This is a genomic window from Novosphingobium arvoryzae (genome assembly GCF_014652615.1).
GTDB lineage: Bacteria > Pseudomonadota > Alphaproteobacteria > Sphingomonadales > Sphingomonadaceae > Novosphingobium > Novosphingobium arvoryzae.
Map to the genome: position 1 here is coordinate 625602 of NZ_BMZD01000002.1, position 21291 is coordinate 646892.

25 protein-coding genes and 1 tRNA gene are annotated in these 21291 nt (G+C 50.7%); 7 read left to right on the top strand and 19 right to left on the bottom strand.

The window, feature by feature from the left end; translation table 11 throughout:
* Positions 1 to 43: 43 nt before the first annotated feature.
* Positions 44 to 1315 (bottom strand): Y-family DNA polymerase, encoded by a 1272-nt coding sequence (locus IE113_RS06390; protein ID WP_189539571.1) that lies wholly within the window; start codon positions 1313 to 1315, stop codon positions 44 to 46.
* Positions 1315 to 1755: a LexA family protein gene (locus tag IE113_RS06395; protein ID WP_189539572.1), complete on the bottom strand. Its 441-nt coding sequence runs from the start codon at positions 1753 to 1755 to the stop codon at positions 1315 to 1317. The genes IE113_RS06390 and IE113_RS06395 overlap by 1 nt, the downstream gene beginning before the upstream one ends.
* Positions 1756 to 1957: 202 nt before the next feature.
* On the opposite strand from IE113_RS06395, the gene IE113_RS06400 reads away from it, so the two are divergent.
* Positions 1958 to 2539, top strand: coding sequence for a hypothetical protein (locus IE113_RS06400; RefSeq protein WP_189539573.1), 582 nt, complete (start codon positions 1958 to 1960; stop codon positions 2537 to 2539).
* A 47-nt stretch (positions 2540 to 2586) separates the two neighbouring features.
* Complete coding sequence (locus IE113_RS06405; RefSeq protein ID WP_189539574.1) at positions 2587 to 3579, top strand: DnaJ domain-containing protein; 993 nt, start codon at positions 2587 to 2589, stop codon at positions 3577 to 3579.
* A gap of 68 nt (positions 3580 to 3647) precedes the next feature.
* Here the strand turns inward: IE113_RS06405 and IE113_RS06410 are convergent, their stop codons facing one another.
* Positions 3648 to 4268, bottom strand: coding sequence for a hypothetical protein (locus tag IE113_RS06410; protein WP_189539575.1), 621 nt, complete (start codon positions 4266 to 4268; stop codon positions 3648 to 3650).
* A 27-nt stretch (positions 4269 to 4295) separates the two neighbouring features.
* A complete protein-coding gene (locus IE113_RS06415) occupies positions 4296 to 4592 on the bottom strand; it encodes a hypothetical protein (protein WP_189539576.1) in 297 nt (98 codons plus the stop codon).
* 127 nt (positions 4593 to 4719) lie between these two features.
* Here IE113_RS06415 and IE113_RS16355 point away from each other — a divergent pair, with 127 nt between their 5' ends.
* Positions 4720 to 4854 (top strand): hypothetical protein, encoded by a 135-nt coding sequence (locus IE113_RS16355; protein ID WP_268248098.1) that lies wholly within the window; start codon positions 4720 to 4722, stop codon positions 4852 to 4854.
* Positions 4855 to 5019: 165 nt separating this feature from the next.
* Here the strand turns inward: IE113_RS16355 and IE113_RS06420 are convergent, their stop codons facing one another.
* The 6 genes from IE113_RS06420 to IE113_RS06445 form a co-directional block, all read right to left on the bottom strand.
* Positions 5020 to 8427 (bottom strand): DEAD/DEAH box helicase family protein, encoded by a 3408-nt coding sequence (locus IE113_RS06420; RefSeq protein WP_189539577.1) that lies wholly within the window; start codon positions 8425 to 8427, stop codon positions 5020 to 5022.
* A gap of 2 nt (positions 8428 to 8429) precedes the next feature.
* Complete coding sequence (locus tag IE113_RS06425) at positions 8430 to 9584, bottom strand: restriction endonuclease subunit S (protein ID WP_189539578.1); 1155 nt, start codon at positions 9582 to 9584, stop codon at positions 8430 to 8432.
* Entirely contained in the window at positions 9584 to 11122 is a 1539-nt protein-coding gene (locus IE113_RS06430; protein ID WP_189539579.1) for a type I restriction-modification system subunit M, read from the bottom strand. The genes IE113_RS06425 and IE113_RS06430 overlap by 1 nt, the downstream gene beginning before the upstream one ends.
* Before the next feature lie 219 nt (positions 11123 to 11341).
* Positions 11342 to 11599, bottom strand: coding sequence for a hypothetical protein (locus IE113_RS06435; RefSeq protein ID WP_189539580.1), 258 nt, complete (start codon positions 11597 to 11599; stop codon positions 11342 to 11344).
* Between the two features lie 12 nt (positions 11600 to 11611).
* Positions 11612 to 11800 carry a hypothetical protein gene (locus IE113_RS06440; protein WP_189539581.1) on the bottom strand — a complete coding sequence of 63 codons (189 nt, stop codon included), beginning with the start codon at positions 11798 to 11800 and terminating at the stop codon, positions 11612 to 11614.
* Positions 11801 to 11862: 62 nt separating this feature from the next.
* Entirely contained in the window at positions 11863 to 12306 is a 444-nt protein-coding gene (locus IE113_RS06445) for a hypothetical protein (RefSeq protein WP_189539582.1), read from the bottom strand.
* On the opposite strand from IE113_RS06445, the gene IE113_RS06450 reads away from it, so the two are divergent.
* Positions 12296 to 12550, top strand: a complete 255-nt coding sequence (locus IE113_RS06450; RefSeq protein WP_189539583.1) for a hypothetical protein — start codon at positions 12296 to 12298, stop codon at positions 12548 to 12550. The two genes, IE113_RS06445 and IE113_RS06450, sit on opposite strands and share 11 nt — an antisense overlap.
* Before the next feature lie 15 nt (positions 12551 to 12565).
* Here the strand turns inward: IE113_RS06450 and IE113_RS06455 are convergent, their stop codons facing one another.
* Positions 12566 to 13111: a recombinase family protein gene (locus tag IE113_RS06455; RefSeq protein WP_189539584.1), complete on the bottom strand. Its 546-nt coding sequence runs from the start codon at positions 13109 to 13111 to the stop codon at positions 12566 to 12568.
* A gap of 270 nt (positions 13112 to 13381) precedes the next feature.
* Between IE113_RS06455 and IE113_RS06460 the strand changes: the two genes are divergently transcribed.
* Entirely contained in the window at positions 13382 to 13759 is a 378-nt protein-coding gene (locus IE113_RS06460) for a hypothetical protein (protein WP_189539585.1), read from the top strand.
* Here IE113_RS06460 and IE113_RS06465 read toward each other — a convergent pair.
* The 7 genes from IE113_RS06465 to IE113_RS06495 all read right to left on the bottom strand — a co-directional run bounded on the left by IE113_RS06465 (position 13748) and on the right by IE113_RS06495 (position 18948).
* Positions 13748 to 14200: a hypothetical protein gene (locus IE113_RS06465; protein WP_189539586.1), complete on the bottom strand. Its 453-nt coding sequence runs from the start codon at positions 14198 to 14200 to the stop codon at positions 13748 to 13750. The genes IE113_RS06460 and IE113_RS06465 overlap by 12 nt on opposite strands.
* A 15-nt stretch (positions 14201 to 14215) precedes the next feature.
* Positions 14216 to 14530: a hypothetical protein gene (locus IE113_RS06470; protein ID WP_189539587.1), complete on the bottom strand. Its 315-nt coding sequence runs from the start codon at positions 14528 to 14530 to the stop codon at positions 14216 to 14218.
* 191 nt (positions 14531 to 14721) lie between these two features.
* The gene (locus tag IE113_RS06475; RefSeq protein WP_189539588.1) at positions 14722 to 15099 is read right to left on the bottom strand and encodes a hypothetical protein; all 378 of its coding nucleotides are present in this window, start codon (positions 15097 to 15099) and stop codon (positions 14722 to 14724) included.
* Between the two features lie 394 nt (positions 15100 to 15493).
* Entirely contained in the window at positions 15494 to 16837 is a 1344-nt protein-coding gene (locus IE113_RS06480) for an AAA family ATPase (RefSeq protein WP_189539589.1), read from the bottom strand.
* Positions 16834 to 17052: a helix-turn-helix transcriptional regulator gene (locus IE113_RS06485; protein ID WP_189539590.1), complete on the bottom strand. Its 219-nt coding sequence runs from the start codon at positions 17050 to 17052 to the stop codon at positions 16834 to 16836. Before IE113_RS06485 ends, IE113_RS06480 begins: the two co-directional genes overlap by 4 nt.
* A gap of 402 nt (positions 17053 to 17454) precedes the next feature.
* The gene (locus tag IE113_RS06490) at positions 17455 to 18762 is read right to left on the bottom strand and encodes a tyrosine-type recombinase/integrase (RefSeq protein ID WP_189539591.1); all 1308 of its coding nucleotides are present in this window, start codon (positions 18760 to 18762) and stop codon (positions 17455 to 17457) included.
* A 111-nt stretch (positions 18763 to 18873) separates the two neighbouring features.
* A tRNA-Gly gene (locus tag IE113_RS06495) sits at positions 18874 to 18948 on the bottom strand.
* Between the two features lie 193 nt (positions 18949 to 19141).
* Between IE113_RS06495 and IE113_RS06500 the strand changes: the two genes are divergently transcribed.
* Positions 19142 to 20041, top strand: a complete 900-nt coding sequence (locus tag IE113_RS06500) for a tetratricopeptide repeat protein (RefSeq protein WP_189539689.1) — start codon at positions 19142 to 19144, stop codon at positions 20039 to 20041.
* A 12-nt stretch (positions 20042 to 20053) separates the two neighbouring features.
* Entirely contained in the window at positions 20054 to 20659 is a 606-nt protein-coding gene (locus IE113_RS06505; protein WP_189539592.1) for an LON peptidase substrate-binding domain-containing protein, read from the top strand.
* A 3-nt stretch (positions 20660 to 20662) separates the two neighbouring features.
* Here IE113_RS06505 and IE113_RS06510 read toward each other — a convergent pair whose 3' ends face one another.
* The gene (locus IE113_RS06510) at positions 20663 to 21289 is read right to left on the bottom strand and encodes a MarC family protein (protein WP_189539593.1); all 627 of its coding nucleotides are present in this window, start codon (positions 21287 to 21289) and stop codon (positions 20663 to 20665) included.
* Positions 21290 to 21291 lie beyond the last annotated feature (2 nt).

Genomic DNA, 21291 nt, shown 5'->3' on the forward strand with positions numbered 1-21291 from the left:
GCCGGGAATGCAACGGCTCCATGCAGTTTGTGCACTCTGGACCTTACACCATCCTCGCACACGCCAAATCGGCCCACTTGGTGGTGAAGCTAGGCGATAGATTCTCTCGTCTCATGCGCCAATTCTGATCCTTTCCCGCCAAGCCCAACCTAATGCTACCACGCCCATATCGTTGGTTGATGGTGTCCATGGCATTCATAAGCCCATCGTCCTTTGGTGCCACTGCATCAAACAGCGACAAAGGCGCAGTTCCATTAGCGGCTAGGTCCAGCAACAGCACCCCCGCTTTCTTCCAAGCGAAACCTTCACGCCATATTCGGTTGAGAATGCGAGTGGCGGCACCTGCGATAGCTCTGGCGTCATTCGTTGGGTGATCGAAGCTGACAGAGCCTGAGAGGGACTTCTGGGCGGCATTCGGGTTGAAGGGATCGGTCCTGATGAAGACCTGCATCGCACCAGCCACCTGATCAGCCCTACGAACCTTCTCAGCAGCACGTTCTGCAAAGCTCATCAGTGCATCGTGGACCTGATCTTTGTCCCTCACGGTCTCTCCAAAGCTTCGTGAGCAGCACGTCGTCTGTTTCGGTTGCGGCTGATCATCCAAGGCATGGCAGACATAACCACGAAGCTCATGGGCAGTCCTTAGCCCAACCACACCCATTTTCTTCCTGATCCAGCCGTCCTCTGCATGAGCGAAATCATGGGCTGTCGTGATGCCCCGCTCTTCCAGCATCTGGCTCCACCTTCGACCCACACCCCACACGTCACCAATCGGTGTTTTCCGTAAGGCTGGTTCGATCCATTCTGGGTGATGCACTAAATCGATCACACCGCCAGATTTGATCGATCTCTTCGCAAGCCTGTTTGCCAGTTTCGCCAGAGTTTTGGTTGGACCGACGCCGATGGAAACAGGAATTCCAGTCCACTTGTAGGTTTTCTGGCGCAGGTTGCGGCACCAATCTGAAAGGTCAGGAACCCCCAGATTATCGAGGTCGAGGAAACATTCGTCGATGCTGTAGACCTCATGGTTCGGCGCATTCGATCCCAGCAATGTCATCACTCGTTCGGAGATATCGCCATACAGGGCATAGTTGGACGAGCAGACGGCAACACCGTGTTCTTCCACTACATCACGGATTTTGAACAGGGGAGCGCCCATGCCGATCCCGATGGCCTTCGCTTCCTGAGAACGAGCAATCACACAGCCATCATTGTTTGATAGCACGACGACAGGTCGAGTTTTCAGGTTGGGACGGAACAGACGTTCACAGGAAGCGTAGAAGTTGTTGCAGTCCACCAATGCGAAGGTTGCCATCAGCGTCCACAATGCCGCCGAATGCTGTGGGTCACGACACCCCAGATTTCACAGCCTACGTCATCAAGGCGCATCGTCGGGAATTCGAGATTGGCGGGAACCAGCAACCATTGGTCACCAGATTGCTGAAGCCGTTTGACCGTCAGTTCCCCATGGATGGATGCAATGACGATGTGGTCGGATTTGGGCGTGATGCTTCTGTCGATGATCAATAGGTCACCATCGAAAATTCCGGCATCACGCATGGATTCACCAGATGCACGGACAAAGAAGGTTGCCGCTGGTCTCCGGATCAGATGTTCGTTAAGGTCGAGCTTGCCTTCGATGTGATCGTCAGCAGGTGATGGGAAACCCGCTGGAACACTGGACGAATAGACGGGTAACCGCAGCTTTGACGGGGTTTCGGTGAATTTCAGGGCATGTGACGGCAGGGTTAGCATATCGGAACATATAAGGAACAACCTGCCTTGATTCGTCAATGGGGACGTCCACTCCAAAGCCGTCGTCCATGTCCCCAGCCTTTGCCGTAGATTGGCAATTCATTTCACAGGTGAATGCATTTTCGGTGACATGATCTATGCCCCAGCATAGTCTCACGTATGGACGCCGATTCCATGCGTGGCGGCCACAGGGGCAGCGGATATGGTTCAGAGCAGCGAGTTGGTCCTTAATTCGGCGCAGGAGGTTCGTGAAGGCTCTTCCAGTTTCTTGCGAGACATTGGCGCAGGGAAACTGGCTGCCGTTGCCCTGTGCGCCTTGGGCGGCACTTTGGCGGGTAATGCGATCTACGACTTCGCAGTCAAAGCGCAAGCCACCTACGCCTTCATGGAAAAGACCCAACCATCGGCTAGCTATCTGAATGCTACACGGTCACCTGCGGTTGATTATGCTCGGCTTGAGCAAGTCTCGTGGGAATTTAACGAAACTGTCGATGATGCCGCAATTACAGCCATGCTAGCCAATGCTGATCAGTGTTGGATGGCGTATGACGCTGCTCCAAGTTGGAGCCAATTCGATCACTGCGTTGGGTACGATATCGGTCTTCGATCCTACGCAACACCGAAACAGATTGAAGCTCATGCCCAGCAGTCTGGATATTCATCGGTGGCGGATCGCAAGGCGGAGAGCTTTCTCGTGGCAAAATCAGAGGCTTTGGGAGGTGAGCTTGTGGCGGTTCAACGTGCCAACGATATCGCCATGACCATTCAGATCGACAATCGGTGAGAGCAATTCACCACACGCATGTTCGCTAGAAATTTCGAGGTGAGATAGTGTCCGAAAAGAGCCTGTATCAAATCCTCGGGGTTAGCCCTGATGCATCACAGGCAGAGATTCGAACTGCTTACCTGAGACTGGCGAAGGAATGGCACCCAGACCGTAACCCCGACAATGAGGCGGAAGCGGAGCGGCGCTTCAAGGAAATCGCCCACGCCTATGATGTGCTTTCCGATCCAGACAAACGAGCAGCCTATGATGCCGCTGCTGGTACTGGTGACCACACCGCTGGTTTCGAAGGCACAATGGATGAAGATGCCGCCTTTGACCTGTTTATATCCGTCTTGCTCGATCTTGCCTTCGAGTTGGCTGAAAACGGCGCTGATCAGATCACGATCTACCAAGCCCTGATCGATATGGGCTGTCCCAGCGGCACTGCCAAAACGCTTGCCCAAAGAGCGCATAAGCTTGGTGGCAATGGCAAGGTAGCTTCCTCAACTGGTGAGGCTGAAAATGCCAATCAATACGAAGTTTTTAATCCAACCATCAAATCAGATGAGCGCCTTTGGGCGCTATGGTTGATACCTTTTGCATTACTTGGAATAATGCTTTTTGTTATTTCTGTTGCAGATGAATCTACAGAACCAGAAGCCGAAGCCTCAGAGGTAGCTGTTGAAGTAGTTGAAAATGGGCAGGATGCTCCCCTCGCCGTTGAACCAACACAATCGGACGTAGTCAATCAAAATCCACCAATCAATAGTCCGCAATCATATCCACCACAAATAACAGCGGAAAATCTCGACAGAGATGAAAGATTATCATTGCAATTAGCATGTATGAATGCCCAAATGCAGGGCCCCGCTGCATATAATCAATGCGTTCAACAGCAAATTTCCCAGATAAGTCCTTCAAATAGGCATCCAGAAAAGTCTCAACTTGATCGAGATCAGCAACTTTCATTGCAGCTAGCTTGCATGAATGCACAAATGCAGGGGCCGGAAGCATACAATCAGTGTGTGAATTACCAGCTTTCACTAATCGGACGTTAGTTCGAGGAGAGGATTGGGAAAGCTTTCTGACACTTTTTCAAATATATAAAATATATCGATAATATAGGCTAAATAATTATATCACTATAACTCCTTAAATAAATAAGATTCAGCCTCGCCAGATTCTCTTGTTTCTCCTCTTCTGAAACATCCAGCCCGACATCACCGGGCACAAAATCCAGACCACGGCTTGGATGGTTCCATGTCCACCACAGCCACTTTCGGATTTCCAATTCTGTTGCATGGTCAAGAGTGACACTGCCATCGCACAGCACACGGTACAGACCAGCCATGTTGCTAACAGGATGGATCACAGGGATTTTTGGCCACTGATCTTCCACCCGTTTCAGGATATCGGTTAGGCTATCCCGCCTTGGTTTTTTGGATCGCCAACGTGCAAACCATCCTTTGGGCGTAGGTTCTGGCTCTTCATTCGGTTCTGGTTCCGCATCAGGCTCTGTGATGATGGACAGATCGGTCTCATTGGTCTGAAACCATGAGCCTTTCGGCCAAAAGAGTGCTCCACAAGAACAGCCACGCAGTTCTGTTTGCAGGTGGTGAAGGTCACCGTAGCCCCAACCATCAGGCCATTGCTTCCAGCCACTGAGGTTGACAGAAGCGAAAAATCCGATTGCATAGACACGTCCGCAGCCGGGGCATGGAACATTGCGGAAAATCGTCCGTGTCATTGTGAGACTTATCCCATTAGGAGGTGTTCACAGCCTATCTTTAATCATTCTCAAAATGTTAAGTTGATTATTCAAAATATCAATTTCCGAAATTCTCTTCTTTATCTCATCCTCTATGGTGACTGACTCAAACTCAACCTTTTCTAAAGCCTCGAATTTCTTCAAACCCTTCGGCTTGGCAATCGTTTGATTGAGGTGGGAAACACGACGGATGATTGCATTTATGCCCTTTGGCGAATGCACCGCTTTGTCTTTCTTATGCGAGAACCAACCTGATCGAGGGCCAATCACTGTTGATCCACCGTTGTAGTCGCCTTTGCTCACAGGTCCCCCGTCATTTTAGCAATGAGAGCTTACGAATTAGATAGGTTCACCACGAGGCCCGGCGTAAATAGGTTCCATATCGGACCTTCCATCTGGCGAACTGCAATAGGGAGCCATAAAATATAAGATGAGCAGCACGACAGAGGCTTTGGCGTATCCATTCCAAGGCTTCTGCCCATCTTTCCGAGCAATTTCTATAAATGGAAATATAATTATTATTAAGCAAAAAGACAAAGATATTGCACTTAAAATTGCAAAATAAGCATTATCCATGTTCTTTACAAATAGAATTGAGATTGAAAATATAATTATGATCAATTTCCTATAAGAAAATTTTTCGAAATTGTTCCACATACAACGCCCAATATGAAATGGATGGCATGGAATTTGATTAGGAATGTGAAGTGGCATCACGGTCAGGACCACCTTATGCAGCAGCCTTCAGTTTCACATCGTTCAGCACATTCACGATTTGCAGCACGTCAGCTTGCGGGAAGAGACCACCAACTCCTTGATCGTCCAGATCGGTGAAGGGCGATTCATACAACCGCTTCGGCTCCATCGCTCCATTCTCTGTCAGATGGTCGATGATGAGGTTGATGAACTCGATCTGGTTTGCATTCGGGTTTCGCCCCTGAAGGAAACCAGCAAAAGCATTTTTGGCTGCATCACGTTCCAGACCCACTAGCGAACGGATGAACAGACCTAAACCACCTTGGTCTTGAAGGGCCGTCAGGTCATCATTGGTGGCGACAGATTCCTCCACCATAATGCGCTCAAGCTCATCCAAATCCTGCGTGGTTAGCTGCTCATTCCTTCGCAGCTTCAGGATCGTGATATGGTCAGCATGGCTTTGCAGGAAGTGGCGCACCTTCAACTGAAAACGTGCCTTGTCGGTGCCCACACCAGCATCTGGCAATGCTACCGTGGTACCGTCACCAATTTCGTCGGTGAAGTCGGTATAGACGATCTGCTTGGCCTCGCCCTCGATCAATTTGATGAGGTTCCGCAGCCGCCGCCTCAGCGTTTCCAGCATCCACGGGTTTATGTCAGTCCAGTATTCCTCTGTCTGGACCTCAAGGATCAGGGCCATCTCTGCCGCCACCATCGGCACATTGCCCAAGGTTTCCAGACAGGATGCAATGGTGATGCATTTCTCTTTGCAGGTGGCAAAGGATGCACTGGTTTCGAGAAGGTCGAGTTGGCCTTTCAGGATCAGGTAGTCGAACTGTTTGGCAGAGATATCACCGTCACCAACCGCAGATGGCAAACCCGCAACATCATTGACCAGAACATGGCGATCTTCGGGTGTGAGATGGTCCCATGCATCACGGATTTGGAATTGCTCGACAGCCCTGCGTTTCGCCCTGACGAGGAAATTGTCCAAACTCATGCCACTGACTTCATCGAACAGCATGGTCTTGGTATCGCTCAGAAGCGTTTCCAGCCCTTCTGAGCGTTCCTGTGCTGGTATGCCGTCGATGATGCCAGATAGCTCTACACGCCCTGCAAACAGCTTCTGCGACAGGGAAACGGCAACAGCACCATCCTTGGCATTCGGGTTTTGGTTGAAGAACTCGAAATTCTGGCAAAAATCGAAGATCAGGAACTGGTCCTTATGGCGATTGGGACCATAGAGATTGGGGCACAGGCGAGTGCCACGGCCAATCATCTGCCAGAACTTGGTCTTGGACCTGACGATCTTGAAAAAGACCAGATTCACGACCTCTGGAACATCGATCCCTGTGTCCAGCATATCAACGGAAATGGCGATGTGCGGTGCCTTTTCCGCCACCGAAAAATCATCGATGAGCGATTGGGCATATTCCGTTTTGAAATCGATAACCCGAGCAAATTCGCCCTTCAGGTGCGGGTAATTTTCATCAAACCGCTTGGCGATGAACATGGCATGGTCGTGGTTCTTGGCGAAGATAATGGTTTTGCCAAGACGGTCACCTTCATTCACCTTCAGGCCATGGGTCATCAGATGCTCAAGCACCTTGTCCACGGTATCGGCATTGAACAGCCATTTGTTGATGGCTGATGCATCAATCTGGTCCGGTGGAAGCTTGCCTTCTTCCCATTCCAGCATGTCCCACTGCTCTTTTTCCTCGTCGGACAGGTCATCGTACTTGATGCCTTCCCGTTGGAACTTCAGAGGAACGGATATGGCTGTGGGGGGAACAAGAAACCCGTCACCAACAGCTTCATCAAGGTCATAGGCATCAGTCGGAACACCCTTTTCCAACTCGAACAGCGAGTAGGTGTCACGGTCAATTTCATCACGTGGAGTGGCGGTCAAACCAACAAGATAACTGTCGAAATAATCGAAGATTGATCGATATTTCCGATAGATCGACCTGTGCGCTTCATCGATCACGATCAGGTCAAAATGGCCTGAACCATAAAGGCGCTGACCATTCTGCAACTCGTTGATGAGGCCCATCATCGTTGGGTAGGTGGCCACACAGATACGAGCACCATTATGGTCGTTCTTTTTGGGATCGTGGCGTTCGATCAGGTTGGCACTTGGCGTGGTCGGCAGGTGCTGTTTGAAATTGTTATGAGCCTGTTTCACCAGCGCAACACGGTCAGCGAGGAACAGCACACGCTTGACCCAATTCGCTCTCATCAACTGGTCGATAAGGGCGATGACGGTTCGAGTTTTGCCAGAGCCAGTAGCCATGACGAGCAAGGCTTTTCGCTGCTGTTCCTTCTCGAAAACCTCGCCAACACGCTTCACAGCACGGGTTTGGTAGTATCGCTCCACCACCTTGGCATCGATGGGAATATCAGCGAGTTTCCGCTTGGTTTCCCGCCGTTGATGCAGGAGCGTCAGTTCGTCCTTCTTCAGAAAACCTTGCACCTGCCTTGGCGGGGAATTCATATCATCCCACAGCCAATGCTCGTAGCCATTGGTGTAGAAAATGGTGGGCCGAACCCCAAACTCCTGTTCGAGGCAATCAGCATAGAGCTTGGCTTGCTGCTGACCGACACGAGGATCACGCTTTGTCCGCTTGGCCTCGATGACAGCTAGTGGTTTGCCACCATCACCCCACAGCACATAATCGACGAAGCCTTCTTCAGCTTGGTTGGGCATCCCTTTGACAGGGTATTCACGGTCACGCTTCTGATCGAGTGACCATCCAGCTTCTGCCAACAGCAGGTCAATGAAGGCATCACGGGTTTCGGCTTCACTGTAATCGTGATTATCAGGTGTTGCCTGATTGGCCTGTTTGATGGCGGCAATTTCAGCCTGAAGCCGCTTAACCTCTTCATCCAAAACCAGCCGTTCATGGTCACTTTTCAGCCGAGCAGCATGTGCCTCTTCAAGCTGCTTTTTGGCGTCCTCGTGTTCCTTAGCCATGACCTGAAGTTTGGCGAGGCTGGACGCTTCGACCTGAACGGCACGAGGAAGTGCATCCGTGGAGAAGGCTAAGGATGCGTCAGGCTTGGCACCACGAGCATAAGTGCGAACCAACCAATAGCTGAAATGGAAGAGTTCACGGACACAGGTGACAGAAGTTTGTGGTGCAACCGCTCTGGTGTCGTGGACCGCCCTGTTGCCGAAATCCTTGATGATCCTCGCTTTGGCGACAAGCACATTGCCAACCACAGCACGGAATGTGCCTTCGTGGATCAGCGCAGACAGGCTGTTATCGTATGGGGATCGTAGGCTGCGGTCATTATCGTACATCCAGTTGACGGCTGTTTCCAATGCTAGACGACCATAGAAACAGGCAGCACGTGGATCGGACAATGCAGACGTTTCTGCCTTCCTCGCCAGATCGAAGACCGAGGGGAATTCAGGCTTAAGGAAGGCAAACTGCGACATGGTTACAGTTGTCCTGTGAAGGCACGATGTTGTAGGGAGGCGAAGAGGGAAGTGCTGCGTTCCAGTTCCGCATAATTTGCAGATTTAACATCAGAGAGGCCATTCATGCATTCAGAAAAACGGTTTTGAATGCATATTGGAGGCAAGGGTATGGCAAACGAAACAAGTTGATTAGAGCTTACGTTAGGTTGAGCAGCGCCCCAAGCCTGATCTAAAATTCTCTTTTGATAAAATTCGCTCTTAACCAAGTTTACCAGAAAGTTGGCGGATATATTTTTATTATCGAGAATTATGTATTTTCCAACACGCTGATTAAGATAAGCCGTTCCAGAAAATTTTGGGACAGTTCCAGTTTTTCCCGTGGTTGCACCAGACATTGCAATTAAAAGATCACCCTCGGAAATTGTGAAGGAACGACCTTTTCCAACATTTTCTGGTGCAATCTTAACGGATTTTTCAAGATCGACACTTTCCCCATCTATATTGGATATTCTGATGACGGGATCGCCATCCTCACCAAATAAATCAGATTTGAATGCATAACCGCCCTGAACTTTTATCAATTTATCGAGAGCCACAATTGGAAAATTGTGATTGTTGGCATCCAGATCACCAAACATGTCATGAAAAATCGCCTGTCCAAGCTGGTTCAGCCGATCAATTGCATGTTGGCGTTTGTGGCGAATATCATCAGCTTGATCCAGAATGGCCGCTATGCGCTTTTGCTCTTCCAGTGGGGGTACTGACAACTGCATCTGACGCAAATCGCTTAAGGCGACATTGTTGACCAATGCGTGTCTGCCCATCGCTTCGATTTGCGCTAGTGCCCCCCTCAATGAATGCATCAACCAATTACGGTCTATGTCGGATTTGGGAGTGATTTTGACAATTCTCTGATTTAGGAGTGCATCAGGCCCGGTCCAGAATTCAGCACGAAAACTACCGGAAAGAGTCAGCAGCAGGTCGCCCTCTTTGACAATAAAACGGCTGTCATATTCATCTACCCAATATACAAAATCAGACTCTCTTACGGAGTCCACATTTTGTATCCGAATTATGGGAACACCTGACCTGTCATCAGAAAAATTCGCCGCCTTCCAAGCGAATCCCGACAGAAAATCGACAATGTCGCCTAGATTTTTCCTTGGCCAACTCATCACAGCATCGCCTCAAGCTTGGCCAGACCATCACTGATTTCCGCTTCGAGCCGTTTCAAATCTGCAATGATTGCAGCGGGAGACTCATATTCGACCTCCTTATGCTCCACTTCCTTGTAGCGGTTGAGCGAGAGGTCGTAGGTGCCAGTGGCTGCAATCTCTGCCTTGGGGACGCAGAAGCTTTGTGCAGTGCGTGGATTTTCAAGCTCTGATCCATCACGACGGCTAAAACGAAGCAGGGCATCGGGCAGATTGTTTTTGGCATGTTCCTCTGCACTCAACGGAGCCGGAACAAGAACGCCCAGCTTCTCTTCCGGCAGCAGGGCATTGCGCTTGTCGTCCAGTGAGTACCCGTCAGCTTGCAGGTCGTAGAACCAGACATTGTCAGTGCCGCCAACCCCGGTTTTCGTGAAGAGCAGGATTGCCGTCGATACACCTGCATAGGGCCGGAAAACACCAGACGGCAGCTTCACCACCGCATCCAGCTTGTGGCTCTCGACCAGCATCTTCCGCATGGCCTGATGGGCTTTTGACGAGCCAAACAGCACACCATCAGGTACAACCACTGCTGCTCGTCCACCAGTTTTCAACAGCCTTAGGAACAGGGCCATGAACAGCAATTCGGTCTTTTTGGTTTTGACGATCTGCTGAAGGTCTTTGGCTGTCGCATCGTAATCCAGCGATCCTGCGAATGGCGGATTGGCGAGGATCAGGGAATACTTTCCGGCGTCACTGCCATGCTCTTGCGCCAAGCTGTCACGATAGCTCACATCAGGGTTATCGACCCCGTGCAGCGTCATATTCATGGCACCAATGCGGAGCATGGTCGGGTCAAAATCGAACCCGTGGAACATGCCCTGATGGAAATGCTTTCGAGCCTTCTCGTCACGGAAAAGACCGGGGTCATTGTCACGGAGATACTCACCTGCCGCCACAAGGAAGCCACAGGTACCCGCAGCAGGGTCAACGATCACGTCATCACGTGTGGGCTTGGTCAGTTCGACCATCAATTGAATGATGTGGCGAGGTGTGCGGAACTGGCCGTTGGTACCCGCACTGGCAATCTTGCCGAGCATGTACTCATAAAGGTCGCCCTTCGTATCCCGGTCATCCATGGGGATGCGGTCCAGCATTTCCACGGTCTTAGCCAAGAGGGCGGCATTGCTGAATCCCAGCCGTGCATCCTTCATATGTTGGCCGTAGCTGGAACCTTCCTCTCCAAGCTGACGCAGGAATGGGAAAACGTGTTCGGACACAACGTCCATCATTTCCCGTGCTTCGAAGTGCTTGAAACGGGACCAGCGCATGTCGGCATAGGCACGGCCACGGTCATCCGCACCATCAGGGAAGATGCGGCGCTCCATGGGAATGCCGAGGGTAGCCGCCTTGTTCTCTTCCAGCGTGTGAAGGTCATCCAGACGCTTGATGAACAGCAGGTAGGTAATCTGTTCGATCACCGACAGTGGGTTAGAAACACCACCTGACCAGAAGGCATTCCAGATTTGGTCAACCTGATTGCGAATTTCACCCGTCAGCATTGACCGTGTTTTCCTGTTTTGTGTGATTGCTCAGAGACATAGGTTCGCATGAAGTCCCGCAGAATTTGGGCGGCGGGACGATCATTAGCGTGGCAAACGTCAATGAACTGATCACGAAGACTTTTTTCCAGTCGGATTCGAAGGCCAACATCTTTGCTCATGGGGAGATGTGTATCCATTGGGGCCAATGATGGGAAGTCGCCCAAGGCCAAATCCGCCTCACTCCTGAAAACCAGCCGGGTATTCAACTAACCCAAGCAGCATCTTCTCCATGCGGAAGATAGCCACGCAACGATTTTTCACTACATTATCATAGAGTTCAGCGTCATCTTCACACAGATAGACGTTCTTGGAGCAGGTAGGGCAGTGCCGAATTTTCGGATTCCGCTTCTGCTCCAAGTTTTCCCAGACGGCATCGCATTTGAAAGCGAATTGGCAGTTCCGTATCAACATGCCGCTATTGCGTTTGCTGGTCATGATTGAACCGCCTTACCCTTCATCAGAATGCCACATATCCAGAACTTCACCGCTATCGACAGCAATGGCCCTGAAGGTGGTGGAAGTCCCCGCACGGGTAGTCCCGGAAAGCGTCCGGTCCTTATGCATGGACAGGTACTCCATATTGAATTCACTCAGCAATTCCCACTTTCCAGATGGATTGAGGAATTCGATTTTCACTTCCCGGCTCAATCGTCACCACCTTTTCCACGAGCAATCCACCGGGTTATCCACATTACCCATCAATGAACCGTTCCGTCAGCAGCAGCAGCAGCAGCTTCTTCACTGTCATCTGCATCGTAAGGACATTCCGGCAATTCCCGCAACAGGCCCTTGGCAATGCCATCGTGCACGACTTCCTCAAAGATGGCCGTGAATTTCTGCCCCAGCTTCAGGACATGCGGCGGTAGCAAACCAACGTGATACGGATGCGTGTAGTACGCATAATACCTGCCGTATTCAGCGTTGTAATAAAACTGTAACATGATCTTGCTGCCGCTGGTCTGGTTGACGAACCTCAGCATCTCAAGCTCGTCCACTTCCGGCAACGTGTGCCAATAAGTGTACATCACCAGAAGCTTACGGTTCTCATCGACCTCCATCCAGAAATTAAATGGATATCCAGTCACATATAGACCGCCATTGTCAGTGTATTCGATAGCACCGTTATCAAGAATGTCGGTCAACGTGGTTTGTGTTACCTTTGAGGCTTCGATTATGTTGGTTTTCAAAGGCATTTCTCCAATGGCTTACAGGAAAGTGGAAATTCAGATTCAGGACCCGAATTCGGGATATTGGAAAACCGTTTTCAGTGGCGACTTCGTCGAACAGGGCATCAGCCGCATCGTCAGCGATAACAAACGGAGCCATCCGAATTGCCGTGTCAGGGCAATCGATAAGGTGAAGAAGGCGCTGATTGATCTTCAGTGACGTTTCGTGACAGTTTTATGACGAAACGGACTGCATGACACGATAAACGCTAGCCCTAGCTATACCCAACTGTTTGGCGATGGCAGTTGCACCATGCCCTTCGTCCTTGAGGCGCTTGATGGCATCGACATCGATGGTGGGCTTTCTGCCTTTGTAGACACCACGCTCTTTTGCCTTGGCGATGCCTTCACGCTGTCGACGGAGCGTGATCGCTCTTTCGAACTGAGCAAAACTTCCGAGAAGCTGAAGCTGCAATCGAGCAAACGGATCATCATCGTTGGCGCTGAAGGTCAGGTTTTCAGAGAGGAAGCGGACAGTCGCTCCCTTGTCGTTGATCCTCAAAATTATTGACTGCAAATCGGCAAGGTTCCTTGCGAGTCTATCGATGGACCAAACATGGACCTCGTCTCCATTACGAACCCATTGGATCATTCTCTCAAGCTCAGGGCGATCCTTCTTGGTCCCCGATATAGTCTCAACGAACTCTTCAGTGCAGGGAAAATCTTGACGGTCTAGATTTTGGCCAAAACTGCTGACCCTTTTGTAACCTGCAATTTCCATAATAACCCCAAGTGTCTTTTTTGATTCTAGACCCTGAGTATCACATGTCTTTTATGGAGTCAAAACACCCTAATAATACGAAAATTATGTCTCAGCAGATTGTCGCCTTAGCGTGTAGGGAAAAAAGACAGCGGCATCTGACTTGTTGCGCCATAAAGCACTCAATAGTATCGTGTTGTTAAAGGTGGTTACATATTGAGCCTATCGACTGCCACCATCGAAATTTCGAGAACCGTTTCCTCTTCCATAGGCAATAAGGAAATTCGAGTAATGATCCGACGTGCTTTCCCATTAGCCTTTGCACTACTCTTTGTATCTTGTTCTCCTTCCCCGAAAGAGAAGCTTCTTGATGAAGCCCAGAATGCAGTGCGTCAGCAGATGCGTGATCCGGAAACAGTTCAATTTAGAGAATCTGTACTAACTACGATATATCCTGACCAAGGCTTGGTATGCATGGCGGAATTCAACGCAAAGAATGGATATGGCGGTTATGTTGGTTATGAAACTTACAGCTACAGTCGCCAAGATGGTTTAGCCATTACAGGCTCTGAATCTAACTTCCAAACAGTTATGAACGCCTGTTTAGAGGCAATGAAAAGCGAAACTGAAAAGATCAATAAATCACTCGAAAAAACATCAGGCAGCTAATTTTTCAGGTTTTGAAAGTTCTGCACCACGCTCAAGAATGCTTTGAAGCAAGCCGCTCTGAAAAGAGTTTATGAATCTGCTCTGCCAGTGCGTTTCGTTCCCCAACATGTACGTCAGCAGAACGACCAACTCATAGGGTGAGGCATTAGCTATGGGATTGTTTCCAAACAGGCTTTTGCCAATGTTTAGCTCAGCATCAGCATCGATGCGTAGGTCTACCAGTTTCTCGACAATGCAATATGTGACGAAGTCGTTGGCGACGTCGCTGAGAATGAAGAGAGGCTTCCTCGGTCCATTCAGAACCACTGGCATCGCTTGAAAATGGCCCAATTCGAAATTTGGCTGTGAAAATTTTTCAGCGAAGTGACCGAAAAATCTCAGTTGGTACTTGGCGGTAGATTGATCGTGATAGTAGCTATGTTCGGTATCGTTCTGTAGCATAAATATCTGGTTCCTTTAAAAATTGTCTTCATTCCATTGACCTCCATCATCATGTAAAAAGCCGATTGGACCATGGTCGTGGTCCAGCGGCTGTCCCATCAAACGCTGATGGTTTGCTTCTGCTTGCAACAGGTGTTGCTGCGTAAGCGCATGATTCAATTGCTGAAGCTTCTGTTTTCGCTTCTCAACTTCAACCACCTGATCGGCACAAAAATTGCGCATCATCTCCGTCAGGATGGAAGTGCGTGTGCGGCCAATCAAACTGGCTACACCGTCGAAGCGTTGAAGCTCGACCTCTTCGATTAAGAAATTGACTAACGTCTTGGCCAAACATCTCTCCTTTCATAAATTGTTTGTATCCATACCTATTTATACCGGGATGCAGTTCCCCAGAGGATAAATCTGCATCCCGTGAAAAATTAGATTGCTCCCAATGTTAGTTGGTTTCCGTCCAGCGTGAATCCATATTCACGAGCCTTATCTGCAAACTCTTCAAGCACCTCGGAAAAGTCACTCATGGCTTACGCAATTTTTGCATCTGTATCGAAATAGTCGAGGTCGATGCCGCAACCAAAATATAGCACTACAGAGTTGGGATGGATTTGAGCGTTGCAGCTATATCTTTCGCATGTGAATTCACTGGCAAGGCTTTCAAGTGCGCCAATCTCTTGGTTTTTCTGACCAAAAAGTTCATGTGCGAAATAGATGTGGGCCTCTTTCTGACCTGCATAAACATCTATGAAAAATGGATTTTTCCAGTGATCGACCTTGATATCAGTGTCACTGATGATAGTATGTGAGATACCATTTTCCGATAAACACTTCATGGTCAGTGTGTTGGGAAATGCATTGTCGGAAAAATTAGTTTTAGTGAATCTTGATAATTTATTGTCATTCATAATAATTCCTATCTGTATAAATCATTTGAATCTCATGCATTCGTGTAAGATATAAATTATGATGGATTTTACATGATGCATTATGCAGAAACCATAAATCGGTTATCTACATGTATATTTATACAAATAGTATTTTGAATATTTCTGTGATTTAAAATTTTTCACATGAATATGATATATTTCACCACAGAAAACAAAGCGCAGCTTTGCTTCCGGAGGAAGCCACTATAATTGAATGGTTACCTACCGGTGGATCAATGGTACATCATTCGCTTCGCTCATGATCCGTTCGTTCCTCACGGAACTCTTTTTTCTTCATTATATCCATAGTCACTATAACAACCATCACCTCACCAGTATTATATACTGGTGAAGGTGGTGGTGGTGGTGACCATTAATTTGTTGGTGGTTTGTCGTTGTTGGTAGTTGGGAAAGGCTTCGCCCTTTTGACTACTGCATACGATTTTGCATCTACCCCATTTTTCTTCTTTGTTTCAATGATTTTGATGTAACCATCAGAAACCAATTGACTAAGTTTATCATTGATCCATTTTTTATGAAGTTTGCTACTTGTATCGAGGTTCAAGATTCTACCAACAATATGGCCAATCCACTTATCAGCAGTATGGTATTGGCGATCAAATCCATTATCAATTTCAATCTGAATCTCTGCAATTTGACGTTCATTCAAATCTGGGATTCCATGAGCGGTCAAATCTACAGGAACAAGAACCCCTACAGATTCTTCAGTACCATCACTGGTAGCCATCATGACAGATTCAAATTTCATGTATGTAGATGATCTACATGCAGAAATTCTGTTGTTTTTATGGTCGTGCAGCTTGATGTAATTGGCAACCTCATCTTCATCGATGCCAAAGGATTCGCCTACCTCCTTCGTCATCGTGTTGATCGTCATCACTGATCTTGCAGCATTCACAACGGACGATGCACCACGTGATGAGTTTTCATTCACCTGACCAAAACCCTTGTTGGTATGGTGCAACAGGACGATGGAGCAGTTTGCCTCATAGGCTATCGTAGCCAACAGTTTGACCACGGCATCCATGGATTTGTTGTCGTTCTCATTGGCGTCATGACTGGATATGAATGGGTCGATGAACAAAACATCGATGGCTTTGCCCTTCACCTCGGTGACGATGGCTTCGGCAAGCTCATAATCCTCGACCAATTTGCCACTGCGGGTCGATACCAGTTTAAGCTGATCGCCACTCAGTGCACAGCTCAGGAAAAGATTGCCGTGCACATCGGCTTCGGTGATTTGCCAGTATGTGGCAGCAGCCTGAATTCCACGAGATAGCTCTTCAACGGAGTCTTCAAGGTTCCAAATCCATACCTTCTTGGGGCCACCCCAGACCTTACTCCCCATAAACTCACGACCTGTGAGAAGGGATAGGGTCATACCTGTCGCCAGTGCGGTCTTGCCGCTGCCACCCGGCGCAATGATCATAGACACACTGCCACGCAGGAGTTGGTGGCCATATATCCATGGGCGTGGTGGCAACTGCGACGGCTTAAGCCATTGGTACGGCGCTGCTATGATCGGCGGTGTAGGTGTCGTGGTTGGCACCGGTGCGATTGCCGTGTTGGCTGTGCTGATGGGTATCACGTCACCACTGCGCTGTGGAGCGGCACTTGGCTTGGCGGCTATCTGCTCTGGGGTTTGCCCACTTTGAAAATCGGCTGCGGAGATTGCTGTGTTGGCTGATGTGCTCATGCGGCTTTCCCCCCTTCAAATGTGGATGGAGAAAGCGGCGAGTCTTCAAGCCAATTGGCTATCTCTGATGAGAACCAGACTTCATCACCGTTGAATTCAACAGGAGATGGAAACGATCCTGACTTAGTTGCGTAGAGGATCGTGTTGGCGCTGAGGCCAGTTAGGGTGGCAACAGCGGGTAGGCTTAGTAGTGATTCGTATTCAATGTGCTCCATAGTGGGGTGCCTCTAGTCATAATTGTCATACTCAAACTCCTTCAACAAACGTTGGTAGGGCTAGCGGAATCCATACATTTCAAGTGGATAGGCGCAGGTATCCTAACGCCAATCAGTTGCCTGAATATGTATGATGTATCGCCAAACGGCTGCTGCAGAATATTGCAGACACACATGCCCAGCGATGCTCTCTCAATAGCATCGCTGGTGGATTAAAGTCAACAAAAAATATGACTTAAGCGCCTGATAAGAAAATAATTTTCAAAATTATTTCGCCGTCGAACTCCAACCTCAGTACTAGGCCTTCTCAGCCGCCTCCAAACTCACGAATGATAGCCCACCTTGCTGGATCAGGTTAGTATGAGCGCCTTGCATAGAGCCGAACTTATGAGGGCAGTGACATCACCCCGCTTTTGCTAAATCTGCAATCCATGCGAGACTGCCCTCCACACGATTAGCATCCTGAACTTTCACATTTTTCTTTTTGGGCTTTGCAAGCTCATCTGCCATCGCCACGTTAGAAGAGTGGCCATAATATTTCTCAATCATGGCAACCGATGTCCCCATATTTTTAGCTAAAACATAGGCATTCACACCAGCTTCTAGTCGGGAAGTCGCATAAGTGTGACGTAAAGAATAAATGGTCCTAGACCGACCATGAGTGTCTTTTCTTAGATTTATTGAATCAACAAATGTTCTAAAAGAACGTTTGAACGATCCAATCTTCTTCCCTTTAATGTCGCAGAAAATATAGCTGTCAGCCGGAACTGCCTTCAAACCAAAAATATCCGATTCCGGATTTTTGGTATCCTGAAGTCGCTTCCTCATTATTTCATTAAGATATTTGATTATAGCAGAGGTGCTGCAAACAACATCACGATAACCTGTCTTACCATTTACATAGATGATAATGTTTTGCACTTCTGGATTATTTTCACTCTGAACCGGACGAATGTCCTTCCACTTTAATTCACGTGCCTCCCCGACCCTTATTCCAGTATTTTCCATTATCAAAATATAAAGAAACAACAAATGGCGGTCACGCCTCACCGACTTTGGACTATCTTTCAGATACTGACGAAAAGAACCTTTCAGCGTTTTCCATTCCTCTGGATTGAAGTGAGGGCGCCGTTCTTGCTCAGCAGCAATTTTGGGGAAGCGGGGAATGTTTTCAGTGTAGCCGTTGTCAACACACCACTGTAGAAAATGCCTGAAGTCATTCAGGTTACGTATGATCGTATTCGGGGAAAGGATTGGCTTTTTTGAACGCTTGGCCAGTTCGACTATCATTTTTGAGATGAGCGCCGTGTCCAGTTCATCAAAATGTCTTCCCTCAAGGATGGGCTCTAGCCGCCTAGCAAGTTGGACCTTGAGCCGAATGGAGAGGGCGGAATCAGGCTGATCGTGATGTTCAATGTAGGACTTAAGCCCAGCCGTTATTCGTTTGCCACTCGACCTTCCGTTAGTCAGACTTCGCACCAGCGCATCGTCGTACAGGTTTTTAGCAATCCTGTAAGCTTCGGGCACATCTGCCGTACCGCTTGAATGGTGCTGGTAGCCCCTGACGTTGGGGATTTTCAGTCGGATCGACCACTTGCCCTTTTTAGCCCCACCCCGCTGGTAGAGGTATATAGCGCCATCCAGAAATGAATGGCTGGGCAAGGTTTGTTTCTGTGCACGGCGCTTCGGCGCCAACGTTTCCGATTCCACGGCTACAGCGATCCTCACAAACGACTATTTTCGTTTATGATCTGTTTATAGCTTTTTCAGGGAAGTGATAAAAAGGACTATTCGCTAAGTCCTTGTTTTCACTAGGAAAACTGGAGCGGGCGAAGGGATTCGAACCCTCGACCCCAACCTTGGCAAGGTTGTGCTCTACCCCTGAGCTACGCCCGCTCTGACGTTTGCGGCCCGTTGCTTTGCAGCGTTTGGGCCGGGGTGAGGCGCGCAGTTAGCAGCGGGTTTGCACCTTGCCAAGGGGAAAAATGCCTTTGTGTGAATTGCGTGGTTTTTCCCTTCACAAATCGCCGCAAAGCCCCACATTGGCGGCCGATATTCCCTACCTGAATGGAGCGTTCCCTTGGCAAGCATGGGCCTGAGCATCGACGAACAGAAGGCCGTGGACCGGTTCCGCAAGGGCGTGGTCGAACCGTCGATGACGAATCTCGTGATTCTCGATTTCTGGGCCGAATGGTGCGGGCCGTGCAAGGCGCTGACCCCGGTGCTGGAAAAGGTTGCCGCAGACTATGCCGACAAGGGCGTGGTGCTGGCCAAGATCAACGTGGACGAGGAACAGTTCATCGCCGCGCAGTTCCAGGTGCGATCGATTCCCACCGTCTATGCGATGTTCCAGGGCCAGCCGGTGGCGGACCTGACCAATGCGCGCAGCGAATCGCAGCTGAAGGGCATGCTGGACCAGTTGCTGGCCAAGCTGCCGATCCAGCCCGGCGGCGCGCCCGCGCAGGATATCGCGCCGCTGCTGGCGATGGGTGAGGACGTGCTGGCGGGGGGCGACGCCGAACGCGCGGCCAGCATCTTTGCCCAGATCCTGGAAATCGCACCGGATAACGGCCCGGCCCATGCCGGCCTGATCCGCGCCATGCTGGCTGCGGGCGAGGTCGATTCGGCCCAGCAACTGGTCGATGCCCTGCCCCCCGAACTGGCGGGCGATGCCGAAATCGTGCGGGCCAAGGCCGCGCTCGAACTGGCGAAGGACAAGCCGGAGGACAGCGAGCTGGCCGCACTGCGGCTGGCGGCAGAGGCCGATCCGGCGGACATGGCCGCCCAGCTGGCCTATGCCACGGCGGCGTTCGCGGCGGGGAACCGCGATGCGGCGGCGGAAACGCTGCTGGCGATGATCGCGGCGGACCGGACCTGGAATGAAGGCGCGGCGCGGGCCAAGCTGTTGCAGATCTTCGAAGCGGTCGGGCTGGAAGACCCGTGGGTTGCGGCCATGCGGCGGCGCCTGTCGATCATCCTGTTCGGATAAGGCGAGCGCCCCATGCGCATCTCGATCTTCCCCCTGCCCGGCGCGATCCTGTTTCCGGGGATGCAGTTGCCGCTGCACATCTTCGAACCGCGTTACCGCGCGATGGTGCAGGATGCGCTGGCGCGCGACAGGCGGATCGGGATGATCCAGCCGCAGCGGGCGGAAGAGGGCGCGCCGCTGTTCCAGATCGGCTGCCTCGGCAAGATCGTCGAGGTCGAGGCGCTGGACGATGGCCGCTTCAACCTGGTGCTGGAAGGCGAAGCGCGGTTCCGCGTGCTGCGCGAACTGGATGCGATCACCCCGTTCCGGCAGGTCGAGGCAGAATTGCTGGCGGAGGAGACCCATCCGGCACTCGCCCCCGTCGAACGCGCCAGCTTCGAGCGCGAGGCGCGGCGCTTTGCCGATGTGCAGGGCTATGTCGTCGATTGGGACGCGGTGACGCGGCTGGACGATGTCTCGCTGATCGACGGCGTGTCGCAGATTGCCCCGTTCGATCTGGCCGCCAAGCAGGCGCTGCTGGAAGCTGACACGCTGGCGCAGCGGTGTGAATTGCTGGTCCAGCTGATGCAGTTCTTTGGCCGCCGCGACAGCGACGACGGCCGGGTCACCCTGCAATAGGCATCACGTTGCGATCAGCACGGCCTTCACGCCGTCGATCACGTATTGTGCGGCCAGCGCGGCCAGAAGCACCCCGAGCAGGCGGGTAATCACCGCCTCCACCCGCGATCCCAGCAGTTGCATCAGCGGTCGCGCGGCAATCAGCGCGAACATGGTGAGCCCCAGCACCGCCGCCAGCGCGCCCAGGATCACCAGCGTCTGGTCCGTCCCCTGCGCGCGCGACATGAGCAGCATGATCGTGGCAATGGAGCCGGGCCCGGCAATCATCGGCATTGCCATCGGGAAGACCGAAACGTCCTCAACCTCGGGCGTCGCCTTGACCTTTTCCGCGCGTTCCTCGCGCCGCTGGGTGCGCTTTTCGAACACCATGTCGAGCGCGATCACGAACAGCATGATCCCGCCCGCGATGCGGAAACTGTTAAGTTCGATGTGCAGCGCGCCAAGCAACGCCTCGCCGAACAAGGCGAAGATCACGAGGATGATCGCGGCAATGAAGCTTGCGCGCACCGCCATCGCGGTCGCCTGCTTCTGCGTCGCGCCGCTGACCAGCCCGGCATAGATCGGGGCGCAGCCGGGCGGGTCGATCACGACGAACAGCGTAACGAAGGCGGACAGGAACAGCTCCAGCATGG

Bases quoted from the DNA above. Each gene is read 5' to 3' on its own strand.
- IE113_RS06390 (WP_189539571.1), bottom strand. From the start codon at position 1,315: ATGGCAACCTTCGCATTGGTGGACTGCAACAACTTCTACGCTTCCTGT.
- IE113_RS06395 (WP_189539572.1), bottom strand. From the start codon at position 1,755: ATGCTAACCCTGCCGTCACATGCCCTGAAATTCACCGAAACCCCGTCA.
- IE113_RS06400 (WP_189539573.1), top strand. From the start codon at position 1,958: ATGGTTCAGAGCAGCGAGTTGGTCCTTAATTCGGCGCAGGAGGTTCGT.
- IE113_RS06410 (WP_189539575.1), bottom strand. From the start codon at position 4,268: ATGACACGGACGATTTTCCGCAATGTTCCATGCCCCGGCTGCGGACGT.
- IE113_RS16355 (WP_268248098.1), top strand. From the start codon at position 4,720: ATGAGCAGCACGACAGAGGCTTTGGCGTATCCATTCCAAGGCTTCTGC.
- IE113_RS06420 (WP_189539577.1), bottom strand. From the start codon at position 8,427: ATGTCGCAGTTTGCCTTCCTTAAGCCTGAATTCCCCTCGGTCTTCGAT.
- IE113_RS06425 (WP_189539578.1), bottom strand. From the start codon at position 9,584: ATGAGTTGGCCAAGGAAAAATCTAGGCGACATTGTCGATTTTCTGTCG.
- IE113_RS06430 (WP_189539579.1), bottom strand. From the start codon at position 11,122: ATGCTGACGGGTGAAATTCGCAATCAGGTTGACCAAATCTGGAATGCC.
- IE113_RS06435 (WP_189539580.1), bottom strand. From the start codon at position 11,599: ATGACCAGCAAACGCAATAGCGGCATGTTGATACGGAACTGCCAATTC.
- IE113_RS06450 (WP_189539583.1), top strand. From the start codon at position 12,296: ATGTCGGTCAACGTGGTTTGTGTTACCTTTGAGGCTTCGATTATGTTG.
- IE113_RS06455 (WP_189539584.1), bottom strand. From the start codon at position 13,111: ATGGAAATTGCAGGTTACAAAAGGGTCAGCAGTTTTGGCCAAAATCTA.
- IE113_RS06460 (WP_189539585.1), top strand. From the start codon at position 13,382: ATGATCCGACGTGCTTTCCCATTAGCCTTTGCACTACTCTTTGTATCT.
- IE113_RS06465 (WP_189539586.1), bottom strand. From the start codon at position 14,200: ATGCTACAGAACGATACCGAACATAGCTACTATCACGATCAATCTACC.
- IE113_RS06475 (WP_189539588.1), bottom strand. From the start codon at position 15,099: ATGAATGACAATAAATTATCAAGATTCACTAAAACTAATTTTTCCGAC.
- IE113_RS06480 (WP_189539589.1), bottom strand. From the start codon at position 16,837: ATGAGCACATCAGCCAACACAGCAATCTCCGCAGCCGATTTTCAAAGT.
- IE113_RS06485 (WP_189539590.1), bottom strand. From the start codon at position 17,052: ATGGAGCACATTGAATACGAATCACTACTAAGCCTACCCGCTGTTGCC.
- IE113_RS06500 (WP_189539689.1), top strand. From the start codon at position 19,142: ATGGGCCTGAGCATCGACGAACAGAAGGCCGTGGACCGGTTCCGCAAG.
- IE113_RS06505 (WP_189539592.1), top strand. From the start codon at position 20,054: ATGCGCATCTCGATCTTCCCCCTGCCCGGCGCGATCCTGTTTCCGGGG.
- IE113_RS06510 (WP_189539593.1), bottom strand. From the start codon at position 21,289: ATGCTGGAGCTGTTCCTGTCCGCCTTCGTTACGCTGTTCGTCGTGATC.